Source organism: Stutzerimonas degradans (assembly GCF_024448505.1).
Classification (GTDB): domain Bacteria; phylum Pseudomonadota; class Gammaproteobacteria; order Pseudomonadales; family Pseudomonadaceae; genus Stutzerimonas; species Stutzerimonas degradans.
Genome location: NZ_JAMOHV010000006.1, coordinates 82267 through 105514, shown reverse-complemented (window position 1 = coordinate 105514; position 23248 = coordinate 82267). Strand labels below are relative to the sequence as shown.

Below are 23248 nucleotides of genomic sequence, written 5' to 3'. Positions count from 1 at the left end.
TCCTCTACCGTAGCGGGCTTTTCCTGCCTGCGGAGCTCCCATGAACCTGGCCAGCCCACGTTCGCTTTTCCTTCTCGCCTTCCTTGCCTGCGTCGCGATGATGGGCGCTGCGCTGTATCTGGAACATGTGGTCGGTCTGGCGCCTTGCCCGCTGTGCATCGTGCAGCGGATCTGTGTGATCGGCTTCGGGGTGGTCTGTCTGATCGCTGCGCTGCATGATCCGGCACTGACCGGTCGGCGCCTGTATGCCGCGTTCGCGTTGCTGTTTGCCGTGGCCGGAGGCGCCACGGCGATCCGCCAGATCTGGCTGCAGAGCGTGCCGGCCGAAGAGCTGCCGAGCTGCCTGCCGAGCCTGGAATACATGATGGAAGCGCTGCCCTTCCAGGAAATTGCCCGTCTGGTGCTGCACGGCACCGCCGCGTGCGCGGAGGTCAGCTGGACCCTGCTGGGCATGAGCATTCCGGAGTGGACGTTGCTGGCGTTCATCGGCATGGCAGCATTCTGCATCTGGCAGATGCTGCGTCGCGGCTGATCGTCGCGCTTCGTCAGCGAACCTGCTTCCCGTTCGAGGGTCAGTGAGAAAGCGCAGATGATGGCTCGGGCACTGTAATTCCGGCGCTCATCCGGGAGCCAGAATGCAGGGGGACAGGCGGGCGGAAAAAACGCCGGCATTGCTTGAAGCCTGATGCGCGGCAGCATAGTCTGCTCGTGCGGTGACGGAAATTCGCCGTTTGCACCGCCACTCACCCAAGGCCGATGCCGAAAGACAAAAAAACGTCTCGGAAAGGCGAAAAAGTATTTCGATTAGGGAAGTGAGGTCATCATGCTCGAGAGCTGTCGGAACGCCCAGGAACGCTGGGGTGGTGTGCATCTGCTGATTGACCGCTGGCTGCAGGAACGTCATGCGCTCGTCAACGCATTCGACGGGCTGCATGTGGAAAGCGATTCCGCAACGCGCCAAGCCCTGCAGAGATTCTGCCAATTGCTGGTCGACTACGTGTCCGCCGGCCACTTCGAGATTTACGAACAGCTGCTTGCCGAGGCCAAGGCTTTCGGCGATGCGCGTGGCATCGAACTGGCCAAGCAGATCTACCCGCGCATCGAGGTCATCACCCAGGTGTCGCTCGCCTTCAACGATCGCTGCGAGAAAGGTGACTGCCTCGGTAGCCCTGGCTTGGGTGACGAGCTTCGGCAGCTAGGCCAGCTGTTGCACGAGCGCTTCGAACTGGAAGACTGCCTGATCGAAGTGCTGCACACCGCGCACAAGCAGGTCGCCGTCACGGCCTGAGCCTCTGGATCGCGTTCCGTTCGCCGCGCCGCGGGCCTCACAGGCCCTCTGGCGGGCGGCCTGGCGCGCGTCTAGTATGGCTCCATCGAACCCGCCAGGAGGCACCTTCATGCCCGCGAAGAAGAAGTCGGTTAACACCCCGCTGCATCTGCTAGAGCAATTGGCGAACACCCTCGTCGACCATCTGGACAAGGCCTGCCAGCTGGCACTGCAGGATGCCGAAGGTACGCTGGGCAAGCTGGAGAAGCAGCGCGGTAAGGCCCAGGAGCGACTGGCGAAGGCCCGTACACGACTGGATGAAGCCGGTCGTGCTGGTCGCGCCAAGGCTCAGGGCAAGGCGCGCACGCGCATTGCCGAGCTGGAGGAGCTGATGGCGTTGCTGCAGGCGCGCCAGGGCGAGATGCTCGGTTACATTGCCGAACTCAAGCGTGACATCGCTCAGAGCCTGCATCTGGCGCAGGGCGTGCGTCAGGTGGGTGATTCCGCCGCGCAGGCGTTGCAGACGCGCAATTCGTCTGCAGAAACGGCAGCGACGAGTGCCAGCGCGCGCAAGCCGGCAGCACGCAGCAGCCGTGCGCCGGCTGCCGCCGCCAAGCCGGCCGCCACCCGGGCGCGCCCGGCGAAGGCGCCGGCGAGCAAACCTGCCGCCAAGGTCGAGCCGGAAGCGGCTGCGCCGGCGGCCAAACCCGCGCGTAGCAGGCCGGTCGCGAGCAAGCCGGCGGTCACGTCGACGCCGGCGGCCACGCCGAAGCCGGCTACCAAGAAACCCGCGGCGCGCAAGCCGGCCAAGTCCAGCGGTGCAACCACTCAGGCGCCGCGCAGCTCCAGCTGAGTCCGCCGAGCCGCGTCGCGCAGCACCGCCAGGGCTGCGCGACTGCTTTCGCTGTCCACGGGCAGCAGCGCCTCCAGCCAGTGCGCCTGCTGTGCGCTCGTCGGCCAGGTGTCACTGCAGCGCTCCAAGCGCTCCAGCAAGACGCGTTCTCCTTGTAACTCCAGCGATTTGAGCTGTTCGCGCAGCCGATGCAGCGCGGCATCCTGCTGCGCGGCGGCACGCCATTGCTGCCGTAGCTGGCGCAGCGATTGGAGATGCTGCTGCCAGGGTGTGGCGATTGCCCTGAGTTGCCCCAGGCGCACCGGATCGGATGCGCTGCCGCGCACTTCCAGCCAGGCGCCACACAACAGCAGGCAGACGTCGGCGCCTTGCGCTTGCAGCTCCAGGCAGGCGGACTCCACGCCGGGACGGGCATAGCAGGCGAGAGCGAAGGTCCAGAGATCGGTGGTGGGCATGGGCTCGGTTTTTTTTGTCGGCGCCCGACCGCATTTCGGGCGAGCTGATAAACTCCGCCGCCATTATGATCCGACTTCAGAACCTCACTCTACAGCGCGGCCCCCAGCGTCTGCTGGAAGGCGCCGAGCTGACCCTGCATCCTGGCCAGAAGGCCGGTCTGGTGGGCGCCAACGGTGCCGGCAAATCCACCCTGTTCGCGTTGCTGCGCGGCGAGCTGGTGCCGGACGGCGGCGACTGCCAGCTGCCGCCGGACTGGCGCATCGCCCATATGCGTCAGGAAATCGAGACGCTCGATCGGCTGGCGGTGGATTATGTGCTCGATGGCGACGTCGAGTTGCGGCGCATCCAGCGTGATCTGGCCATGGCCGAGCAGGCGCACGACGGCAACGCGCTGGCGCGCCTGCACACCGAGCTGGACAACGCCGACGGCTACAGCGCCGATGCGCGCGCGCGCAAGCTGCTCGCCGGGCTGGGCTTTTCCCACGCGCAGATGGCCCTGCCGGTCGGCAGCTTCTCCGGTGGCTGGCGCATGCGCCTGAACCTGGCGCAGGCGCTGATGTGTCCGTCCGAGCTGCTGCTGCTGGACGAACCGACCAACCACCTCGATCTCGATGCGATCCTCTGGCTGGAGGACTGGCTGAAGAACTATCCGGGCACGCTGCTGCTGATTTCCCACGACCGCGATTTCCTCGATGCAGTGGTCGATCACGTCATTCATCTCGAACAGCGTACGCTGACGCTCTATCGCGGCGGCTACTCGGCCTTCGAGCGCACCCGTGCCGAGCGCCTGGCGCAACAGCAGCAGGCGTACGAGAAACAGCAGGCGCAGCGCGCGCACATGGAGAGCTTCATCCGTCGCTTCAAGGCCAAGGCGACCAAGGCACGTCAGGCGCAGAGCCGGATCAAGGCGCTGGAGCGCCTCGAGGAGTTGGCGCCGGCCCATGTCGATTCGCCGTTCGATTTCAGCTTTCGCGAGGCCGACAAGGTGTCAAGCCCGCTGCTCGATTTGGCTGAAGGCCGGCTCGGCTACGGCGACAAGACCGTGCTGGACAAGGTCAAGCTGCAGCTGGTGCCCGGTGCACGGATCGGCCTGCTGGGACCGAACGGTGCGGGCAAGTCGACGCTGATCAAGACCCTGGCCAACGAGCTCAGCCCGATCGCCGGCCGCCTGCAGCGCGGCGAGAATCTGGTGATCGGCTATTTCGCCCAACATCAGCTGGATGCGCTCGACCCCAAGGCCAGCCCGCTGTTGCATCTGCAGCGCATCGCACCCGGCGAGCGCGAGCAGACCCTGCGCGATTTCCTCGGTGGATTCGATTTTCGTGGCGAGCGCTGTGATGAGCCGGTGCTGAATTTTTCCGGCGGCGAGAAGGCACGACTGGCGCTGGCACTGATCGCCTGGGGTAAGCCGAACCTGCTGCTGCTCGACGAACCGACCAACCATCTCGATCTGGAAATGCGCCTGGCGCTGACCCTGGCTCTGCAGGAGTTCGAAGGCGCGGTGCTGGTGGTTTCCCACGACCGCCATCTGCTCAAGAGCACCACCGACGAGTTTCTGCTGGTGGCTGACGGTCAGGTGCAGTCCTTCGATGGCGATCTGGAGGATTACGCACGCTGGCTGGTGGATTACCGCGCGCGCCAGCAGCCCACGACGGTCAACGACGGCGCGCCGGATAAGACCGACCGCCGCGCCCAGCGCCAGGCCGCCGCTGCGCTGCGCCAGCAGCTGGCACCGCACAAGCGGCACGCCGACAAGCTGGAGAAGGACCTTGGCGGCGTGCACGAGAAGCTGGCCGAGCTGGAAGATCGACTCGGCGACCCGGCGCTCTACGAGGCGGCGCGCAAGGACGAGCTGCGCGAGCTGCTGGCGCGTCAGGCTGAGCTGAAGGTGCGCGAAGGCGAACTGGAGGAGGCCTGGCTGGAAGCGCTGGAAACCCTCGAGCGCCTGCAGGCGCAGCTGGAGGCAAGCGCATGAACGAGCGCCTGCTGACCCTCTTCGGCCCGTGGCGCGAACCGCTGCTGCTTGGCCTGCAGGTGCTGTTGATCCTGCTGGTGGCCTACGTGCTGCAGCGCCTGGTGGCGCGCGGTCTGACCCGCCTGGGCAGTCGCTATCCGCTACCGCCGGAGTTGCTGCTGCCGGTGCGTGGCGGCATCCGCTGGTTCATCATGGGTGGTGCGCTGATCATGGTTCTGGAGCGCCTCGGCGTATCCGCCACCGTGTTGTGGACGGCGATTTCCGGCTTCGTCGCGGTGGCGGCCGTGGCATTCTTCGCGATCTGGAGCGTGCTGTCCAACCTGCTCTGCGCGGTGCTAATCCTCACCGTCGGGCCGTTTCGGCTCGGTGATGTGGTGGAGATCGTCGAGGCGTTCGACAAGCCCATCGTCAAAGGCCGCGTGATCGACATCAATCTGCTCTACACCACCCTCGAGGAGAGCGCCGAGAGCGGAACCGGCGCCATCGTTCAGGTGCCCAACAGCTTGTTTTTCCAGAAAGCCGTGCGCCGCTGGCGCGGCAGCGACCTGCAGTTCACCCCACAACCCCCTAACGAGAAGTAAATCCTTATGGAATGGCTGAGCAACCCGGAAATCTGGGTCGCATTTCTAACCCTGACCGCCCTGGAAATCGTCCTTGGCATCGACAACATCATCTTCATCTCGATCCTCGTCAGCCGGCTGCCCAAGGCGCAGCAACCGAAGGCGCGCTTCTTCGGTCTGGCGCTGGCGATGGGTACGCGGATCCTGCTGCTGCTGTCGATTGCGTGGGTCATGCGCCTGACCGACGACCTGTTCACCGTTTGGGAGCAGGGCGTCTCCGGGCGCGATCTGATCCTGTTCTTCGGCGGCCTGTTCCTGCTGTTCAAGAGCACCATGGAAATCTGGCACAGCGTCGAAGGTGAGGAAGAAGAGCAGCACGGCGCCGACGGCGCGGTGAAGGCTGGCTTCCTTGGCATCATCCTGCAGATTGCGGTTATCGATATCGTCTTCTCGCTGGACTCGGTGATCACCGCCGTGGGGCTGGTGCAGAACGTGCCGGTGATGGTCGCGGCCATCGTCATCGCGGTGCTGGTCATGATGATGTCGGCGGGTACCATCAGCGATTTCATCGAGAAGCACCCGACCCTGAAGATCCTCGCGCTGTCGTTCCTCATCGTGGTCGGCACCCTGCTGATTGCCGAGGCCTTCGGCGTGCATGTGCCCAAGGGCTATGTCTACTTCGCGATGGCGTTCTCGCTAGGTGTCGAAGCGCTGAACATCCGCATGCGCAAGGCGATGGGCCGCAAGCTCAAGGAGCCGGTGAAACTGGGCAAGGACGTGCCGGACTGATCGCCGGCCTCGTGCAGCGCCCGACCCTCGTTCAACCAGGAGATGGAACATGACGCTTGAAACCTGGCTTGCCTTCTTCGTCGCCTGCTGGGTGATCAGCCTGTCGCCTGGCGCGGGCGCCATTGCCTCGATGTCCTGCGGGCTGCAGTACGGCTTCTGGCGCGGCTACTGGAACGCTATCGGCCTGCAGCTGGCGCTGGTCCTGCAGATCGCCATCGTCGCTGCCGGTGTCGGTGCGGTGCTGGCGACCTCGGAACTGGCGTTCGGCCTGATCAAGTGGTTTGGCGTCGGCTACCTGCTGTGGCTGGCATTCAAGCAATGGCAGGCGCAACCCGAAGCGCTGGACGATTCCGCTGCGCCGCGCCCGATCGGGCGGCCGCTAAGCCTGGTGCTGCGCGGCGTCCTGGTGAATGCCAGTAATCCCAAGGCAATCGTGTTCATTCTCGCGGTGCTGCCGCAGTTCCTCGATCCGCAGCGACCGCTGGTGCTGCAGTACACGGAAATGGCCGTGACGATGGTGGCGGTCGATCTCATTGTCATGGCCGGTTATACCGGCCTGGCTGCCCGGGTGCTGCGCCTGTTGCGTACGCCGCGCCAGCAGCGGCTGGTCAATCGCAGCTTTGCCGTCATGTTTGCCGGTGCGGCCGCGTTGCTGGCGACCGTCAGGCGCGCCGCCGCGTGAGCACGCAGCGAACGCGCGTCTGGATCGACGCCGACGCCTGCCCGCGTGCCGCCAAGGATCAGGTGGTCAAGTTCGCCCTGAAGCGCGGCTTCGAGGTGCGGCTGGTGGCCGGGCAGAGCCAGGTGAAACCGGCGTTCGCCTGTGTCCGGCTGATCGTGGTGCCGAGCGGGCCGGATGCCGCTGACGACTATCTGGTCGAGCATGCCGTTCCGGGCGATCTGGTGATCTGCAGCGACGTGCCGCTGGCCGATCGTCTGGTGAAGAAGGGCGTGGTCGCGCTCGATCCGCGCGGGCGCGAGTTCGATGAGCGCAACATGGGCGAGCGCCTGGCCGTGCGCAACCTGTTCACCGATCTGCGCGAGCAGGGCCAGGTCGGCGGCGGTCAGGCCGCCTATGGCGAGCGCGAGCGCCAGGCGTTCGCCAATGCCCTGGATCGGCTGCTGACGCAGCTGATGCGGCGCCAGTAGGGCGGGCGGCATCCGCCCTGCGTCTCAGCCGCACAGATAGGTTCCGGTTCCCACCGCGACCAGCACGCCCTCCTCGTTGTGCAGTTCCGAGCGTACGACCGCCACCTTGTTGCCTGCGCGCAACGGCACCGCGCTGGCGCTGAAGCGCTTTCCGCGTCCGGGGCGCAGGTAGTCGATGCGCAGGTCGATGGTGCCGAGCCGCGCCAGGCGCGTCGCACGTTCATGCTCGGTGAGATGTCGGTGCCGGTCGAACACGCCGAGCATCGCCGTGGCGCCGCCGGCGACATCCAGCAGCGAGGCAATGACGCCGCCATGCAGGATGCCGTGGACGAAGTTGCCGACCAGCTCGGGCTTCATCGACAGGTGCATGACCACCCGTGAGGTCGAGATTTCGTCCAGTTCGATGCCCAGCGCCTGGTTGAAGGGGATGCGCTCGAACATCTCGCGTACCGCCTGGGCCTGTTCGGCAAGCAGCGTGTCGTCGTTCATGATCGGTTTCCTGCGTGGACGAGTGTCAACGCTGCCTCACGGACGCCCGGCTGAACAGAGCGACGGCGCGAGTACCCGCGGGTTTGGCGAGTTTCACGCAAAAAAATCCCGGGTTGCCCCGGGATTCTTCTGGCGATGCCTGTCAGTCCTCGCTGGCCAGTTCGAGCACGCGGTCGACCAGTTTGTAGATGCCGGCGGCAGCCTCGCTGATCGATTCGGCGAGCATGTAGGCCGGAGTGGTGACGAGCTTGTGTTGCGGGTCTTCGACGATGTCGCCGACGTCGCATGCCTGGTGCTCCGCGCCCATCGTGACCACCGCACGCGCGGCGTCGGCGTCATCGCTGCCCAGCGTGCAGACCACGCCGGCGCCGAAGATCTGCGCCGCCATCGTCGGTGCGATGCACATCAGGCCGACCGGCTTGCCGGCCTGAGCGAAGGCCTGGGCCAGCGCCAGCACTTCCGGCAGCACCTTTGCCGCTGCACCTTCGGTAGCAAAGGTCGACAGGTTCTTCGCCGCGCCGAAGCCGCCGGGCATGATCAGGGCGTCGAAATCTTCGGCGCGGGCCTCGCGCAGGTCCTTGATCTGGCCACGTGCCAGTCGCGCCGATTCGGTGAGCACGTTGCGCGACTCGGGCATCTCTTCGCCGGTGAGGTGGTTGATCACGTGGAGCTGCGGCACGTTCGGTGCGAAGCACTGCACCTGCGCGCCGCGCTGGTCGAGGCGCAGCAGGGTGATCACGCTTTCGTAGATTTCCGAGCCGTCGTAGACGCCACAGCCGGAAAGGATCACGGCGACTTTCTTGTTCATAGCGATACTCCTGATCTAGACACGGCCGAGCGGGCCTGCGCATGCGCTGATGCTAAAACGCGAGCGGATCGCAGGTAAGCCCTTCTGTTAGCTTTGATGCTCGCGCCGTCCCGGTGTTCAGTACGCTCTACGTTGCGCCTGCGCGGCGATTCGCGGCGGTGCAAAGCACTGGCAGTCGGCGCCGTGGCTGGCGACAATGGCCCGGATATTTTTTGGTCCGCCTGTCATCAAGCTGTCATCGGGTTGGCCTATAACCGTCATATTCGCCCGTTCTTCGGGCCAGGAGTTCGTCCGTGAGTCTCGTTCCGGCCAATCGCTTGTTTCCTGCCACTCGCCTGCGGCGCAATCGTCGCGACGATTTTTCCCGTCGCCTGGTACGCGAGAACGTGCTGACGGTGGACGACCTGATCCTGCCGGTATTCGTCCTCGACGGCGAGAACCGCCGCGAGGCGGTGCCGTCGATGCCTGGCGTGGAGCGCCTGTCCATCGACCTGCTGCTCAAGGAAGCCGAGGAGCTGGTGGCGCTGGGCATTCCGGCGTTGGCGCTGTTCCCGGTAACGCCGCTGGAGACGAAGTCGCTCGACGCCGCCGAAGCCTGGAACCCGGACGGCATTGCCCAGCGCGCCACCCGCGCGCTGCGTGAGCGCTTCCCGGAACTGGGGATCATCACCGACGTGGCGCTCGATCCGTTCACCACCCACGGCCAGGACGGCATCCTGGATGCCGACGGCTACGTGCAGAACGACGTGACCGTCGATGCGCTGGTCAAGCAGGCGTTGTCGCATGCCGAGGCGGGTGCCCAGGTCGTCGCGCCGTCGGACATGATGGATGGCCGCATCCAGGCGATCCGCGAGGCGCTGGAAGTCGCCGAGCATCACAACGTGCGCATCATGGCCTACTCGGCGAAGTACGCCAGTGCCTACTACGGCCCGTTCCGCGATGCGGTGGGCTCGGCGGCGAACCTCGGCAAGGGCAGCAAGAACACCTACCAGATGGACCCGGCCAACGGCGACGAGGCGTTGCACGAAGTGGGCGCGGATCTGGCCGAAGGCGCCGACATGGTGATGGTCAAACCGGGGCAGCCGTATCTGGATATCGTCTGGCGGGTCAAGGAGGCGTTCAAGGCGCCGACCTTCGTCTATCAGGTCAGTGGCGAGTACGCGATGCACATGGCAGCGATCCAGAACGGTTGGCTGAGCGAGGCGGTCATTCTTGAGTCTTTGGTCGGCTTCAAGCGTGCCGGGGCCGATGGCATCCTCACTTACTTCGCCAAACAGGCCGCACAACAATTGAAACGGGGCCAGTAGGCCCGCGAGGCATTGCATGACCAATCAAGGACTCAGCGAAACGGAATTGCACACCGCCACCGAAGAGGTTCAGCCGCTGGCCGAGGCGGTGGCTGAGGTCCCCGTGGTCGAGGCGCCGCTGCCATTGCCGGTGCCGGTCACTGTGCCGGTGCCGAACCTCGACGACAGCAGTCTGTATATCCATCGCGAGCTGTCGCAGCTGCAGTTCAACATCCGCGTGCTGGAACAGGCGTTGGACGAGTCCAATCCGTTGCTGGAGCGGCTGAAGTTCCTGCTGATTTTCTCCAGCAATCTGGATGAATTCTTCGAGATCCGCGTCGCCGGCCTGAAGAAGCAGGTTGCCTTCGCCCGTGAGCAGGCTGGTGCTGACGGCCTGCAGCCCCATCAGGCGCTGGCGCGCATCTCCGAGCTGGTGCACGTTCAGGTGGATCGGCAGTACGCGATTCTCAACGAGGTGCTGCTGCCGGCGCTGGCCGAGCACGGCATCCGCTTCATTCGTCGCCGTCACTGGACCACCAAGATCAAGACCTGGGTGCGTCGCTACTTCCGCGACGAAATCGCGCCGATCGTCACGCCGATCGGCCTCGATCCGACGCACCCGTTCCCGCTGCTGGTGAACAAGAGCCTGAACTTCATCGTCGAGCTCGAAGGCATCGATGCGTTCGGCCGCGATTCGGGCCTGGCGATCATCCCGGCGCCGCGTCTGCTGCCGCGGGTGATTCGCGTGCCGGAAGACGTCGGCGGCGCGGGCGACAACTTCGTGTTCCTCTCCTCGATGATTCACGCGCATGCCGACGACCTGTTCCACGGCATGCGCGTCAAGGGTTGCTACCAGTTCCGCCTGACCCGCAACGCCGATCTGTCGGTGGATACCGAGGACGTCGAGGATCTCGCTCGGGCGCTGCGCGGCGAGCTGATGTCGCGCCGCTACGGCGATGCGGTGCGGTTGGAGGTGGCCGACACCTGTCCGCAGCACCTGGCCGATTTCCTGCTCAAGCAGTTCAGCCTCGGCGAGAGTGAGCTGTACCGGGTCAACGGCCCGGTGAACCTGACCCGGCTGTTCAGCATCACCGGTCTGGATAGCCATCCGGAGCTGCAATATTTGCCGTTCACCCCGACGATCCCCAAGTTGCTGCAGAACAGCGGCAACATCTTCAACGTAGTGCGTAAGCAGGACATTCTGCTGATGCACCCGTTTGAGTCGTTCACTCCGGTGATCGATCTGTTGCGCGAAGCGGCCAAGGATCCGTCGGTGCTGGCCGTGAAACAGACGCTGTATCGCTCGGGCGCCAACTCCGAGATCGTCGACGCACTGGTCGAAGCGGCGCGCAACGGCAAGGAGGTCACCGCGGTGATCGAGCTGCGCGCGCGGTTCGATGAGGAGTCCAACCTGCAGCTCGCCAGCCGGCTGCAGCAGGCTGGCGCGGTGGTGATCTACGGCGTGGTGGGCTACAAGACCCACGCCAAGATGATGCTGATCCTGCGCCGCGAGAACGGCGAGCTGTGCCGCTACGCGCACCTTGGAACCGGCAACTACCACGCCGGCAACGCCCGTCTGTATACCGATTACAGCCTGCTGACCTCGGACGATGCGCTTTGCGAGGACGTCTCCAAACTGTTCAGTCAGCTGATCGGCATGGGCAAGACCATGCGCATGAAGAAACTGCTGCACGCACCGTTCACCCTGAAGAAGGCGCTGCTCGATCTCATCGCGCAGGAAACCCAGCACGCCAGCGAAGGCAAGCCGGCGCACATCATCCTCAAGGTCAACTCACTGACCGATCCGCGGATGATCAAGGCGCTGTACAAGGCCAGCCAGACCGGCGTGCGCATCGACCTGGTGGTGCGCGGCATGTGCTGCCTGCGGCCGGGTATCGCCGGGGTTTCGCACAACATTCAGGTGCGCTCGATCATCGGCCGATTCCTCGAGCACAGCCGGGTGTTCTATTTCCATAACGACGGCGACGAGAAGCTCTATCTCTCGAGTGCCGACTGGATGGAGCGCAACCTGGATCGGCGGGTGGAAACCTGCTTCCCGGTCGAAGGCAAGAAGCTGGTTACGCGTGTGAAGAAGGAGCTCGAAGCCTTCCTCACCGACAACACCCAGAGCTGGATTCTGCAGCCCGATGGCAGCTACGTGCGCAACAGCCCGAGCGGCAACCAGAATCCGCGCAATGCGCAGTACGCGTTGCTCGAGCGGCTGAGCAACCCTAACTCGCGCTAGTACGAGGGATGTGCGGCGCCAGCCGGGTTGCGCTGGCGCCGTGATCGCTCAGCGGACGCTGAGGGTGAAGCCGATGCGCTTGAGCCATTCGGCTTCGAGGGCGAAATCGGCCTCCGTGAGCGGGTTGTCCTGCAGCCAGCCATCGGCGAATACCACGTCCAGGCTGTCGCCATCGACACTCAAGCGGTAGGCCGGCGCCTGCTGCGCGCCGCGGATATGGTGGAAGAGGATGGCGAAGCGCAGCAGCACGCACAGGCGCGTCAGCTTGACGCCTTCCTCGGACAGCTCCTCGAACTTCTGCTTGGGAATGTTGCGGCGATGGCCGCGTACCAGCAGGGCGAGCATCTGCTGGTCCTGGCGCGAGAACCCGGGCAGGTCGGAGTGCTCGATCAGATAGGCGCCGTGCTTGTGGTAGTGATAGTGCGCGATGTCCAGTCCGACCTCATGGATGCGCGCCGCCCAGCCCAGCAGTTCGCGCAGCCATTCGTCGTCCAGCCCCCAGCTCTCGGCCACCTGATCGAAGGCCTCCAGTGCCTTGGCTTCCACGCGCGCGGCGTGTTCGGTGTCGACGTGATAGCGCTCCATGAGGAAGCTCAGGGTCCGGTCGCGCACGTCTTCGCGATGATGGCGGCCGAGCAGGTCATAGAGCACGCCCTCGCGCAACGCGCCTTCGGAGTGGGTCATGCTGTCCAGTTCGAGCGCATCGAAGATCGCTTCGAGGATCGCCAGTCCGGCCGGGAACACGCCACGGCGATCCGGCTTGATGCCGTCCATGTCGATGCGCTCGACGTCGCCGAGCTTGAACAGGCGGCGCTTCAGCCAGCCGATGCCTTCGGTCGTGACCTCGCCATTGCTGTAACCGCCACCCTTGATTGCCTGTCCGACCGCTCGAATCGTGCCCGACGCGCCGATCGATTCCTGCCAGCCCAGCCGGCGCAGCGCATGTTCGATCCCCATCAGCTCCACGCGCGCGGCGGTATAGGCCTGCGCATAGCGCGCCGGTGTGATCTTGCCGTCGCGGAAGAAACGCTGGGTATAGCTGACACAGCCCATCTGCAGGCTTTCACGCAGCTGCGATTCGAAATGCTCGCCGATGATGAATTCCGTGCTGCCGCCGCCGATATCGGCCACCAGACGGCGGCCGGCGCGACCGGGGAAGGTATGTGAGACGCCGAGGTAGATCAGGCGCGCCTCCTCCCGGCCGGAGACAACCTCGACCTGGTGGTTGACGATTTCCTCGGCGCGGCGAATGAACTCGGCGCGATTGCGTGCCTCGCGCAGCGCGTTGGTACCGACCACACGCACGGCGCCTTGCGGCAGATGGTTGACCAGTTGCGCAAAGCGCCGCAGGCAGTCGAGGCCGCGTTGCATGGCGGCTTCGTCGAGCAGACGGCTTTTCTCATCGATGCCCGCAGCCAGCTGCACCTTCTCGCCGAGGCGTTCGAGGATGCGCATCTCACCATTGTTGGTACGTGCCAGCACCATGTGGAAACTGTTCGAGCCCAGATCGAGGGCGGCGATCAGGGGATAGGATTCGGGAGCGGTCTTGCGCATGGGCTGGTCTCGATGCAGAACCTCGACATCGTGACACGATCGACATTCATCCGCCAACGTGAGGCGCTGACGCAGGCGCAAGCGCCGGGCGTGCCCGCCGGCCGCCTGCGGCTTTCGGTCAGCCGGAAGGCGGGCTATCATGTCGGCCACTTTACGTTCAGACCCTGGAGACTATCCATGAGCGAATACATCAACAATGTCAGCGACAGCAGCTTCGAGCAGGACGTTCTCCAGGCGGATGGTCCCGTGCTGGTCGATTACTGGGCCGAGTGGTGCGGGCCGTGCAAGATGATTGCCCCGGTGCTCGACGAGATCGCCAAGGATTACGAAGGCCGCCTCAAGGTCTGCAAGCTGAACATCGATGAAAACCAGGAAACTCCGCCCAAGTACGGCGTGCGTGGTATCCCGACTCTGATGCTGTTCAAGAACGGCAACGTCGAGGCCACCAAGGTCGGCGCCCTGTCGAAATCGCAGCTGGCGGCGTTCCTCGATAGCAATATCTGAGCCTGCGCGCCACACGCAAAGCCCTCGCATCCGCGGGGGCTTTTTGCATTCCAGGGTGGACGCTAAGTTGATGCGGTGCTAAATTCGGCCACGCGATCATTCCTTCGGTCGCCCTCTGCATGCCGTCGCCGACGCACATCAGCCTCTCAAAGCACCACGAACCTGTTCGTCTCCTGCTGCGCGGCTTCTCAAGCTAATCGCTGTCTACATCCTTCCTGATCTCTTTCTATGAATCTGACTGAACTCAAGCAAAAGCCCATCACCGAACTGCTGGAAATGGCCGAACAGATGGGCATCGAAAACATGGCCCGTTCGCGCAAGCAGGACGTGATTTTCTCCCTGCTCAAGAAGCACGCCAAAGGCGGCGAGGAAATCTCCGGTGACGGCGTGCTGGAGATTCTCCAGGACGGCTTCGGCTTCCTGCGCTCCGCGGATTCTTCGTACCTGGCCGGCCCGGACGACATCTACGTCTCGCCCAGCCAGATCCGCCGGTTCAATCTGCGTACCGGCGACACCATCGTCGGCAAGATTCGTCCGCCGAAAGAAGGCGAGCGCTATTTCGCCCTGCTCAAGGTCGACTCGATCAACTACGACCGGCCGGAAAACGCGAAGAACAAGATCCTCTTCGAGAACCTCACACCGCTGTTCCCCAACGAGCGGCTGAAGATGGAGGCTGGCAACGGCTCCACCGAAGACCTCACCGGTCGCGTCATTGATCTGACCGCACCTATCGGCAAGGGCCAGCGCGGCCTGATCGTCGCCCCGCCGAAAGCGGGCAAGACCATCATGCTGCAGAACATTGCCAGCAACATCACCCGCAACAACCCCGACTGCCATCTGATCGTCCTGCTGATCGACGAGCGTCCGGAAGAAGTCACCGAGATGCAGCGCACCGTGCGCGGCGAAGTGGTTGCTTCGACCTTCGACGAGCCGCCGACCCGCCACGTGCAGGTCGCCGAAATGGTGATCGAGAAGGCCAAGCGCCTGGTCGAGCACAAGAAGGACGTGGTCATCCTGCTCGACTCCATCACCCGTCTGGCACGCGCCTACAACACCGTGATCCCGAGCTCCGGCAAGGTACTGACTGGTGGTGTCGATGCCCACGCGCTGGAAAAGCCCAAGCGCTTCTTCGGCGCGGCGCGCAACATCGAGGAGGGCGGCAGCCTGACCATCCTCGCCACCGCGCTGGTGGAAACCGGCTCGAAGATGGACGAAGTGATTTACGAGGAATTCAAGGGCACCGGTAACTTGGAGCTGCAGCTGGATCGCCGCATCGCCGAGAAGCGCGTGTTCCCGGCGATCAACATCAACAAGTCCGGTACCCGTCGCGAAGAGTTGCTGACCAGCGAGGACGAGCTGCAGCGCATGTGGATCCTGCGCAAGCTGCTGCACCCGATGGACGAGATCGCCGCCATCGAGTTCCTGCTCGACAAGCTCAAGGACACCAAGACCAACGACGAATTCTTCATGTCCATGAAGCGCAAGTAAGCATCACGTCGTTGCCAACAAGGCCGGGGAAACCCGGCCTTCGTCTATCTGCAGGTTTTGGAAAACCCGACGCGAGCGCTAAACTTTGCGCCCCGACCTGCCGGCCCATGCGAGGCTCAAGCATGCAGTATCGCGATCTGCGCGACTTTATCAGCGGCCTGGAACAACGCGGTGAACTCAAGCGCGTCACGACGGCCGTGTCTCCCGTTCTGGAAATGACCGAGATCTGCGACCGTACCCTGCGCAAACAGGGCCCGGCGCTGCTGTTCGAGAACCCGACCGGTTTCGACATGCCGGTACTCGGCAACCTGTTCGGCACCCCGCAGCGCGTTGCGCTGGGCATGGGCGCCGAGGCGGTGAGTGAGCTGCGCGAGATCGGCAAGCTGCTGGCCTACCTCAAGGAGCCGGAGCCGCCGAAGGGGCTGAAGGACGCCTGGAGCAAGCTGCCGATCTTCAAGAAGGTCATCAGCATGGCACCCAAGGTGCTGAAGGATGCGCCCTGCCAGGAAGTGCTGCTCGAAGGCGACGATGTCGACCTGGCGAAGATTCCGGTGCAGCACTGCTGGCCGGGCGATGCCGCGCCGCTGATCACCTGGGGGCTGACCATCACCAAAGGCCCGAACAAGGAGCGGCAGAACCTCGGCATCTATCGCCAGCAGGTCATCGGCCGCAACAAGGTGATCATGCGCTGGCTGAGCCACCGTGGCGGCGCGCTGGATTTCCGCGAATGGTGCGAGAAATATCCGGATCGCCCGTATCCGGTGGCCGTGGCGCTGGGTGCCGATCCGGCGACCATTCTCGGTGCGGTTACGCCGGTGCCGGACACCCTCTCCGAGTACGCTTTCGCCGGCCTGCTGCGCGGCTCGCGCACCGAGCTGGTCAAGGCGATCGGCTCGGACCTGCAGGTGCCGGCCTATGCCGAGATCGTCCTCGAGGGGCATATCTATCCCGGCGAAATGGCCGACGAAGGGCCCTACGGCGACCACACCGGCTATTACAACGAGGTTGATCGCTTCCCGGTGTTCACCGTCGAGCGCATCACCCATCGCAAGAACCCGATCTACCACAGCACCTACACCGGCCGTCCGCCGGATGAGCCAGCCGTCCTCGGCGTGGCGCTGAATGAAGTGTTCGTGCCGATCCTGCAGAAGCAGTTCCCGGAGATCGTCGACTTCTACCTGCCGCCCGAAGGTTGCTCCTATCGCATGGCGGTGGTGACCATGAAGAAGCAGTACCCGGGCCACGCCAAGCGTGTGATGCTCGGCGTGTGGAGCTTCCTGCGCCAGTTCATGTACACCAAGTTCGTCATCGTCACCGACGACGACATCAATGCGCGCGACTGGAACGACGTGATCTGGGCGATCACCACGCGCATGGACCCCAAGCGCGACACAGTGCTGATCGACAACACACCCATCGACTACCTGGACTTCGCCTCGCCGGTTTCCGGTCTGGGCTCGAAGATGGGCCTGGATGCCACTCACAAGTGGCCGGGCGAAACCAGCCGCGAATGGGGACGCGCCATCGTGCAGGACGAGGCGGTGAAACGACGGGTCGACGAACTCTGGTCGCAGCTGGGCATCGATTGAGATAACACAGAGGCGGGCTCGAGTCCGCCCGCAGCCTTGGCGGGGCAACCCGCTCATTGAAGAAACGACGTGCACATGAAAGTGACCTTGCAGCCATCCGGGGCCGTTCTCGACGTAGTCCCCGGCGAACGCATTCTCGACGCCGCGCGGCGCCTGGGCTACGAGTGCCCGCAGAGCTGTCGCAACGGCAACTGCCATATCTGCGCTTCGCTGCTGGTTGAGGGGCGCGTGCGTCAAAGCGGCGAAGAACGCGACCACGGCGAGTTGCTTGCCTGTCTGGCCGAGCCATTGGAAGACTGCGTGCTGCACTGGGACGGCGTGCTGGCCCCCGGCGAGCTGCCGGTGCGCGAGCTGAGCTGCCAGCTGAGCGGCTACGAGGAAGTGGGTGGCGATGTGGTACGTCTGCTGCTGCGCCTGCCGGCTGGCAAGCAACCGCGTTACTACGCCGGGCAGTACCTGCTGCTGCAGCGCGCCGATGGCGAGTGGTCGGCATTTTCCCTGGCCTCGGCACCGGGGCGCGGCCGGGAGCTGGAGCTGCACGTGCTGGCGCGCGAGGATTCGGCGATCGAGCTGCTGGCGCATGTACGCCGTCAGGGTTTCGCCCGCATACAGCTGCCGTTCGGCGATACGCATCTGGCCGAGTTGCCGGACGGCCCGCTGGTGCTGGTCGCCGCCGGTACCGGCATGGCGCAGATGCACAGTCTGATCGAATACTGCCGCGCCGCCGGCTTCGCGCATCCGGTGCATCTGTACTGGGGCGTGCGGCGACCGGAAGACTTCTATCGTCTGCCGCACTGGGAAGAGTGGCAGGGCATGGCCAACCTGCACCTGCACCGGGTGGTCAGCGATGTCTGTGGCTGGGAGGGGCGCTGCGGGCTGCTGCACGAGGCGATTCGCGAGGATTTCAGCGACCTTGGCAAGCTGCACGTCTACGCCAGCGGCTCGCCCTCGATGGTCTACGGCACGTTGGACGCGCTGGTGGCCGCCGGCATGGACCCGCATCAGATGCGCGCCGACGTTTTCGCCTACGCACCGCGCGAGACCTGAGCGGCCGCGCAGTAACGCAAGCAGAAAAACGCCGGGTCGAGCCCGGCGTTTTTCGTTTCAGCGAACCTGGCGCTGTTGCAGCAGCAGGTTCTTGTAGCCGCTGGCGGCCAGGGTTTTCTGCGCCGCGCCCAGCTGTTCACGGCTGCTGTACGGCCCGACCAGCACGCGATACCAGGGCTCGTCGCGCACCTTGACGTTCTCCACGCGCACATCCTGGCCGAGCAGGATGATCTGGGCGCGCACCTTCTCCGCCTCGGCCTGCTGACGGAACGAGCCGGCCTGGAGGAAATATTGCGTTACCGGAGCCTTGGCCACGGTCGGTGGCGGCGGCGGAACCTGGCCGCTGAGGGCGGCCAGGGCGCGCGCTTCGTCGAGCTTGGCCGCTTCGGCCGGCGTCACCGGCTTGCTCGTCGGCGGCTCCGGCTGTTTGGTTTCCGGCGGCAGTATCACTTCCGATTCCGGCAGCAGCGTGTAGAAATCGTACTTGGGCTTGCTCGGCTGCTCGCTGGCCGCCGGGCTGCGCTTGGGCTGCTCCTTGATCGCGGTTCTGGGGGCCTCCTTGTTGCGTTTCACCTCTTTGCCGCCCGGTTCCAGGCTGGCCAGGAAGACGATGAAGCCGCCGATCACCAGGCCACAGGCGAGCCAGATCCAGCCGGGGACGGCTTTCTTCGCCGGCGCCTGGTAGCGACTGGCGCCGCGCTTGGGGGCGGCCTTCTTGCGCGCAGCCACTTACATCCGCTCCAGCGGTTCCAGGCCGAGCAGCTCCAGACCCTGCTTGAGGGTCTTGCCGGTCAGGGCCGCCAGGCGCAGGCGGCTGTCCTTCTGCTCTGGTTCGTCGGCACCGAGGATCGGGCAATGCTCGTAGAAAATGGAAAACAGCCCGGCCAGGTCATAGAGGTAGCTGCACAGCTGGTGCGGTTCGCCCTTGGCGGCAACGTTGTTCAGCACTTCGCCGAACTGCGCGAGGCGGGCCGCCAGCGCCAGCTCCTGCTCGGCTTCCAGGCGGATGTGGCCGGCGATCTCGTCGATGCCCTTGCCCAGCTTGCGGAACACGCTGGCCACACGGGTGTAGGCGTACAACAGGTAAGGCGCGGTGTTGCCTTCGAAGCTGAGCATCAGCTCGAAGTTGAAGCGGTAGTCGCTGGTGCGGTGCTTGGACAGGTCGGCGTATTTCACCGCGCTGATACCCACGGCGCGGGCGATCTGGCGCAATTCGCTTTCGTCGAGCTCCGGGTTTTTCTCCTTCACCAGGCTATAGGCACGTTGCTCGGCTTCATCCAGCAGGTCGATCAGCTTTACCGTACCGCCGTCGCGGGTCTTGAACGGGCGGCCATCGGCACCGTTCATGGTGCCGAAGCCCATGTGTTCGAGCTGCATGCCGTCATGCACGAAGCCGGCGCGCCGCGCCACTTCGAAGGCCATCTGGAAATGCAGCGCCTGGCGCTGGTCGACGAAGTACAGCACGCGATCGGCATGCAGCACCTGGCTGCGATAGCGCATGGCGGCGAGATCGGTGGTGGCGTAGAGGTAGCCACCGCCGGCCTTCTGCACGATCACCGGCAGCGGGTTGCCTTCGGCGTTCTTGAACTCGTCGAGGAATACGCATTGGGCGCCGTCGTCCTCGGTCAGCAGACCTTTTGCGCGCAGGGCCTCGACGATGCCCGGCAGCTCGGCGTTATAGGCGCTCTCACCCTTGACGTCGGCTGGGCTCAGGCTGACGCCGAGGCGGTCGTAGACGGCCTGGCAGTGGCTCAGCGAGACGTCGTTGAAACGCTGCCACAGGCGCAGGCACTCGGCATCGCCGGCTTGCAGGCGAACCACCAGCTCGCGGGCGCGGTCGGCGAACTCGGCGGATTCGTCGAAGCGCTTCTTCGCCGCGCGGTAGAACTGCTCGAGATCGGCCAGCTCGCTTTCGGCGGCCGCCGGCTGCTCCTCCAGGTAGGCCAGCAGCATGCCGAACTGGGTGCCCCAGTCGCCGACGTGGTTCTGCCGGATCACGTCGTCGCCGAGAAAGGCCAGCACGCGCGCGACGGCGTCGCCGATGATGGTCGAGCGCAGGTGGCCGACGTGCATCTCCTTGGCCAGGTTCGGCGATGACAGATCGATCACCACGCGCTGCGCGGCGCCAACTTTGCGCACCGCCAGCTGCGAATCGGCCAGGGCCGCCTCGAGGCGTTCGGCAAGGGCAGCGGTGTTCTGGAAGAAGTTGAGAAAGCCCGGGCCGGCGATCTCCACCTTGCTGACCTGGGCATCCTGCGGCAGTGCGGCGATCAGCTTCTCGGCCAATTCACGCGGCTTCAGGCCGGCGGGCTTGGCCAGCATCATCGCGATGTTGCTGGCGAAGTCGCCGTGGCTCTTGTCCTTGGTGTTTTCCACCTGGATCGTCGGGCTCAGGCCAGCAGGCAGCACGCCGTCGGCGGTCAGGCGGTCGAGGGCTTGCTGGATCAGGTGGCGAATGCTGTCTTTCATGATCGGCTCGGTCGGGCGGGCTTGCGCGAAAACCCGGCATTATAGAAGCAGCGACAAGCTTCAAGCCACCGGTGGCAAGCCACCGCCGGCGTTCACCTGCCGCTAGAAAAGATCGATCGGATCGACATCCAGCGACCAGCGCACCGCCCGCCCGCCCGGCAATTGCTCGAGCTGCACCAGCCAGGCGCTCATCAGTCGGTGCAGCGGCGCGCGGCTATTGCCTTGCAGCAACAGCTGGGCGCGGTAGCGTCCGGCGCGGCGTTCCATCGGCGCGGGCACTGGGCCAAGCAGCTCGATGCCGCCGAGCTGCAGTTCGTCCAGCAGGCGTTCGGCCAGACCGCAGGCCTGATCGAGAAATTCTTCCGCCTGGCCCGGACGGTGCGCCTCGGCGCGCAGCAGTGCGAGATGGCTGAACGGCGGCAGGCCGGCCGCGCGCCGCTCGGAGAGCGCCTGCTCGGCGAAGGCGAAATAGCCTTGCTCGGTGAGCTGCACCAGCAGCGGATGATCGGCCAGATGAGTCTGGATGATCACGCGCCCGGGCTCCTCGGCGCGTCCGGCGCGTCCGGCGACCTGGACGATCAGCTGCGCCATGCGTTCGCTGGCGCGGAAGTCGGCGGAGAACAGCCCGCCATCGGCATCGAGGACCGCCACCAGCGTCACGCGCGGAAAATGGTGACCCTTGGCGAGCATCTGCGTGCCTACCAGCAGGCACGGCTCGCCGCGGTTGATGGTGCCGAACAGCTGCTCCATCGCGCCCTTGCGGGCGGTGCTGTCGCGATCGATGCGCAGCACCGGGTAATCGGGGAAGAGGATGCCGAGCCGCTCCTCGGCGCGTTCGGTGCCGGCGCCCACTGGGCGCAGATCGACCTTGGCGCACTGCGGGCAGTTGCTTGGTGGGCGTTCGACATGCCCGCAGTGGTGGCAGCGCAATTCGTGGTGGCGCTGGTGCAGGGTCATGCGCGCATCGCAGCGCGGGCACTGGCTGAGCCAGCCGCAGTCGTGGCACAGCAATGTCGGGGCGAAGCCGCGGCGGTTGAGGAACACCAGCACTTGCTGGCCGGCCGCCAGGGTCTGCGCGATGGCCTGCTGCAGCGGGCCGGAGATGCCCGAGTCGAGCGGACGGCTCTTGACGTCCAGACGCAGGAAACGCGGCGGTTGGGCGCCGCCGGCGCGACGGGTCAGCTTGAGCAGCGCGTAGCGGCCGGCGTGGGCGTTGTGCAGGCTTTCCAGCGACGGCGTTGCCGAGCCGAGCACGATTGGCAGGTTCTCCTCGCGGGCGCGCAGCAGGGCGAGATCGCGGGCGTGGTAGCGCAGACCCTCCTGCTGCTTATAGGAGGCGTCGTGTTCCTCATCGATGATGATCAGACCGGGGTTCTTCAGCGGTGTGAACAGCGCCGAGCGCGTGCCGATGACGATATCCGCCTCGCCGTCGCGGGCCGCGAGCCAGGCGTCCAGGCGCTCGCGGTCGTTCACGCTGGAGTGCAGCAGGGCGATGCGGGCGTTGAAGCGCTGCTCGAAGCGCGCCAGCGTCTGCGGCCCAAGGTTGATCTCCGGAATCAGCACCAGCGCCTGTTTGCCGGCGGCGAGTACCTGATGAATCAGTTGCAGGTAGACCTCGGTCTTGCCGCTGCCGGTCACCCCGGCGAGCAGAAACGCCTGGAAGCCGCCAAGCCCCGCGCGTATGGCCTCGAAGGCCGCGCGTTGTTCACTGTTGAGCGCCAGCTCCGATTGCAGCAGCCAGCTGCCGCTATGGCCGCGTGGCTGGCTGAGGCGCCGACTGTCGATGCGCAGCAGGCGTTTTTCCAGCAGCAGTTCGAGGCTATCGCGGTTCAGCTGCAGCTTGCCGAGCAGACTATGCGGTACGCCGTGCGGGTGCTGGGCGATGGTCTTGAGTGCTTCGCGCTGGCGTGGCGCGCGTGCCAGGCGTGGATCGTCGGCGCGTGCGCCTTCGGCCAACAGCCAGAAGCGCTCCTGCCGCGCTTCCGCCGGTTCGCCCTGGCGTAGCAGCACCGGCAGTGCCCAGCTGAAGGTGTCGCCGAGGCTGTGCTGGTAATACTGGGCGGCCCACAGGCAGAGCCGGAACAGTGCGGCCGGCAGCAGCGGCTGGCGGTCGAGCAGTTCGAGTGCGGGCTTGAGCTTCGCTTCCGGTACTTCGCTGTGGTCGGCCAGTTCGACCAGCACGCCCACCACCTCGCGCCGGCCGAAGGGCACGCGCAGACGCACGCCCGGTTGCAGCGCGGCGGTCGCGCAGCCTGCCGGCGGCAGATAATCGAACAGGCGGCGCAGCGGCGAGGGCAGGGCCAGGCGAAGGATGGTCGTGGGCACGCGGCAATCCCTGGAGGGCGGGCGCCGATGGTAAACGATCGCCGCGCGCGCCGCTGCTCTGGTGGCGATGGCTCGCGCTTGCATCACTCGGATGCTCTGGTATCATTCGCGCCCTAATTCGTGCGGTACTCGGCATAGGGTCGGGTGGCGGCACATAATCCAGAGGATTCATCATGAAAGCCGATATCCATCCGAATTACGTCGAAATCGACGCCACCTGCAGCTGCGGCAACGTCATCAAGACTCGCTCCACGCTGGGCAAGAACCTGAACATCGACGTGTGCTCCGAATGCCACCCGTTCTACACCGGCAAGCAGAAGGTACTGGATACCGGCGGCCGTATCGATCGCTTCAAGCAGCGTTTCGGTGTGTTCGGCGCCAAGTAAGCTGGCGTA

The 23248-nt window shown here is 65.1% G+C and carries 22 protein-coding genes; 15 read left to right on the top strand and 7 right to left on the bottom strand.

Annotation, left to right across the window (positions count from 1 at the left end; genetic code table 11):
* Nucleotides 1-40: 40 nt before the first annotated feature.
* The 3 genes from NAV27_RS10275 to NAV27_RS10265 all read left to right on the top strand — a co-directional run bounded on the left by NAV27_RS10275 (nucleotide 41) and on the right by NAV27_RS10265 (nucleotide 2120).
* Entirely contained in the window at nucleotides 41-532 is a 492-nt protein-coding gene (locus NAV27_RS10275; protein ID WP_102829019.1) for a disulfide bond formation protein B, read from the top strand.
* Nucleotides 533-823: 291 nt separating this feature from the next.
* Nucleotides 824-1288, top strand: coding sequence for an Rsd/AlgQ family anti-sigma factor (locus NAV27_RS10270; RefSeq protein WP_008568343.1), 465 nt, complete (start codon nucleotides 824-826; stop codon nucleotides 1286-1288).
* Between the two features lie 109 nt (nucleotides 1289-1397).
* Complete coding sequence (locus tag NAV27_RS10265) at nucleotides 1398-2120, top strand: AlgP family protein (RefSeq protein WP_102829018.1); 723 nt, start codon at nucleotides 1398-1400, stop codon at nucleotides 2118-2120.
* Here the strand turns inward: NAV27_RS10265 and NAV27_RS10260 are convergent.
* On the bottom strand, nucleotides 2096-2575 hold the full coding sequence (locus tag NAV27_RS10260; RefSeq protein ID WP_008568339.1) for a TIGR02444 family protein: 480 nt from the start codon (nucleotides 2573-2575) through the stop codon (nucleotides 2096-2098). The two genes, NAV27_RS10265 and NAV27_RS10260, sit on opposite strands and share 25 nt — an antisense overlap.
* 65 nt (nucleotides 2576-2640) lie before the next feature.
* Between NAV27_RS10260 and NAV27_RS10255 the strand changes: the two genes are divergently transcribed.
* From NAV27_RS10255 to NAV27_RS10235, 5 genes are read left to right on the top strand one after another with little or no spacing between them, the layout of a single operon-like run.
* The gene (locus tag NAV27_RS10255; RefSeq protein ID WP_102829185.1) at nucleotides 2641-4551 is read left to right on the top strand and encodes an ATP-binding cassette domain-containing protein; all 1911 of its coding nucleotides are present in this window, start codon (nucleotides 2641-2643) and stop codon (nucleotides 4549-4551) included.
* Nucleotides 4548-5132 carry a mechanosensitive ion channel family protein gene (locus NAV27_RS10250; protein WP_102829017.1) on the top strand — a complete coding sequence of 195 codons (585 nt, stop codon included), beginning with the start codon at nucleotides 4548-4550 and terminating at the stop codon, nucleotides 5130-5132. Before NAV27_RS10255 ends, NAV27_RS10250 begins: the two co-directional genes overlap by 4 nt.
* Before the next feature lie 6 nt (nucleotides 5133-5138).
* Complete coding sequence (locus NAV27_RS10245) at nucleotides 5139-5900, top strand: TerC family protein (protein WP_102829016.1); 762 nt, start codon at nucleotides 5139-5141, stop codon at nucleotides 5898-5900.
* A gap of 49 nt (nucleotides 5901-5949) precedes the next feature.
* Nucleotides 5950-6582, top strand: a complete 633-nt coding sequence (locus NAV27_RS10240) for a LysE family transporter (RefSeq protein WP_102829015.1) — start codon at nucleotides 5950-5952, stop codon at nucleotides 6580-6582.
* Nucleotides 6579-7049: a YaiI/YqxD family protein gene (locus tag NAV27_RS10235; protein WP_102829014.1), complete on the top strand. Its 471-nt coding sequence runs from the start codon at nucleotides 6579-6581 to the stop codon at nucleotides 7047-7049. The genes NAV27_RS10240 and NAV27_RS10235 overlap by 4 nt, the downstream gene beginning before the upstream one ends.
* Before the next feature lie 24 nt (nucleotides 7050-7073).
* On the opposite strand, the gene NAV27_RS10230 is transcribed toward NAV27_RS10235, so the two are convergent.
* Both NAV27_RS10230 and elbB read right to left on the bottom strand, forming a co-directional pair.
* Nucleotides 7074-7538: a thioesterase family protein gene (locus NAV27_RS10230; RefSeq protein WP_102829013.1), complete on the bottom strand. Its 465-nt coding sequence runs from the start codon at nucleotides 7536-7538 to the stop codon at nucleotides 7074-7076.
* 142 nt (nucleotides 7539-7680) lie between these two features.
* Nucleotides 7681-8346 (bottom strand): isoprenoid biosynthesis glyoxalase ElbB, encoded by a 666-nt coding sequence (elbB, locus tag NAV27_RS10225; RefSeq protein ID WP_102829012.1) that lies wholly within the window; start codon nucleotides 8344-8346, stop codon nucleotides 7681-7683.
* Nucleotides 8347-8639: 293 nt separating this feature from the next.
* Here elbB and hemB point away from each other — a divergent pair, with 293 nt between their 5' ends.
* Nucleotides 8640-9653: a porphobilinogen synthase gene (gene hemB / locus NAV27_RS10220; protein ID WP_102829011.1), complete on the top strand. Its 1014-nt coding sequence runs from the start codon at nucleotides 8640-8642 to the stop codon at nucleotides 9651-9653.
* 16 nt (nucleotides 9654-9669) lie between these two features.
* Nucleotides 9670-11877 (top strand): polyphosphate kinase 1, encoded by a 2208-nt coding sequence (gene ppk1 / locus NAV27_RS10215; protein ID WP_102829010.1) that lies wholly within the window; start codon nucleotides 9670-9672, stop codon nucleotides 11875-11877.
* A gap of 48 nt (nucleotides 11878-11925) precedes the next feature.
* Here the strand turns inward: ppk1 and ppx are convergent, their stop codons facing one another.
* A complete protein-coding gene (gene ppx, locus NAV27_RS10210) occupies nucleotides 11926-13431 on the bottom strand; it encodes an exopolyphosphatase (RefSeq protein WP_102829009.1) in 1506 nt (501 codons plus the stop codon).
* Nucleotides 13432-13608: 177 nt separating this feature from the next.
* Between ppx and trxA the strand changes: the two genes are divergently transcribed.
* The 4 genes from trxA (at nucleotide 13609) to NAV27_RS10190 (ending at nucleotide 18059) form a co-directional block, all read left to right on the top strand.
* Nucleotides 13609-13935, top strand: coding sequence for a thioredoxin TrxA (gene trxA / locus NAV27_RS10205; RefSeq protein WP_003283463.1), 327 nt, complete (start codon nucleotides 13609-13611; stop codon nucleotides 13933-13935).
* A gap of 228 nt (nucleotides 13936-14163) precedes the next feature.
* Nucleotides 14164-15423 carry a transcription termination factor Rho gene (gene rho / locus NAV27_RS10200; RefSeq protein WP_008568325.1) on the top strand — a complete coding sequence of 420 codons (1260 nt, stop codon included), beginning with the start codon at nucleotides 14164-14166 and terminating at the stop codon, nucleotides 15421-15423.
* Between the two features lie 122 nt (nucleotides 15424-15545).
* Nucleotides 15546-17012 (top strand): 4-hydroxy-3-polyprenylbenzoate decarboxylase, encoded by a 1467-nt coding sequence (gene ubiD / locus NAV27_RS10195; RefSeq protein WP_102829008.1) that lies wholly within the window; start codon nucleotides 15546-15548, stop codon nucleotides 17010-17012.
* Nucleotides 17013-17087: 75 nt separating this feature from the next.
* Nucleotides 17088-18059 carry a CDP-6-deoxy-delta-3,4-glucoseen reductase gene (locus NAV27_RS10190; protein ID WP_102829007.1) on the top strand — a complete coding sequence of 324 codons (972 nt, stop codon included), beginning with the start codon at nucleotides 17088-17090 and terminating at the stop codon, nucleotides 18057-18059.
* 57 nt (nucleotides 18060-18116) lie between these two features.
* On the opposite strand, the gene NAV27_RS10185 is transcribed toward NAV27_RS10190, so the two are convergent.
* The 3 genes from NAV27_RS10185 to NAV27_RS10175 form a co-directional block, all read right to left on the bottom strand.
* Complete coding sequence (locus NAV27_RS10185; protein WP_102829006.1) at nucleotides 18117-18788, bottom strand: SPOR domain-containing protein; 672 nt, start codon at nucleotides 18786-18788, stop codon at nucleotides 18117-18119.
* The gene (argS, locus tag NAV27_RS10180; RefSeq protein ID WP_102829005.1) at nucleotides 18789-20528 is read right to left on the bottom strand and encodes an arginine--tRNA ligase; all 1740 of its coding nucleotides are present in this window, start codon (nucleotides 20526-20528) and stop codon (nucleotides 18789-18791) included.
* Between the two features lie 102 nt (nucleotides 20529-20630).
* Nucleotides 20631-22853, bottom strand: a complete 2223-nt coding sequence (locus NAV27_RS10175; RefSeq protein ID WP_102829004.1) for a primosomal protein N' — start codon at nucleotides 22851-22853, stop codon at nucleotides 20631-20633.
* Between the two features lie 173 nt (nucleotides 22854-23026).
* On the opposite strand from NAV27_RS10175, the gene rpmE reads away from it, so the two are divergent.
* Nucleotides 23027-23239, top strand: coding sequence for a 50S ribosomal protein L31 (gene rpmE, locus NAV27_RS10170; protein WP_008568318.1), 213 nt, complete (start codon nucleotides 23027-23029; stop codon nucleotides 23237-23239).
* Nucleotides 23240-23248 lie beyond the last annotated feature (9 nt).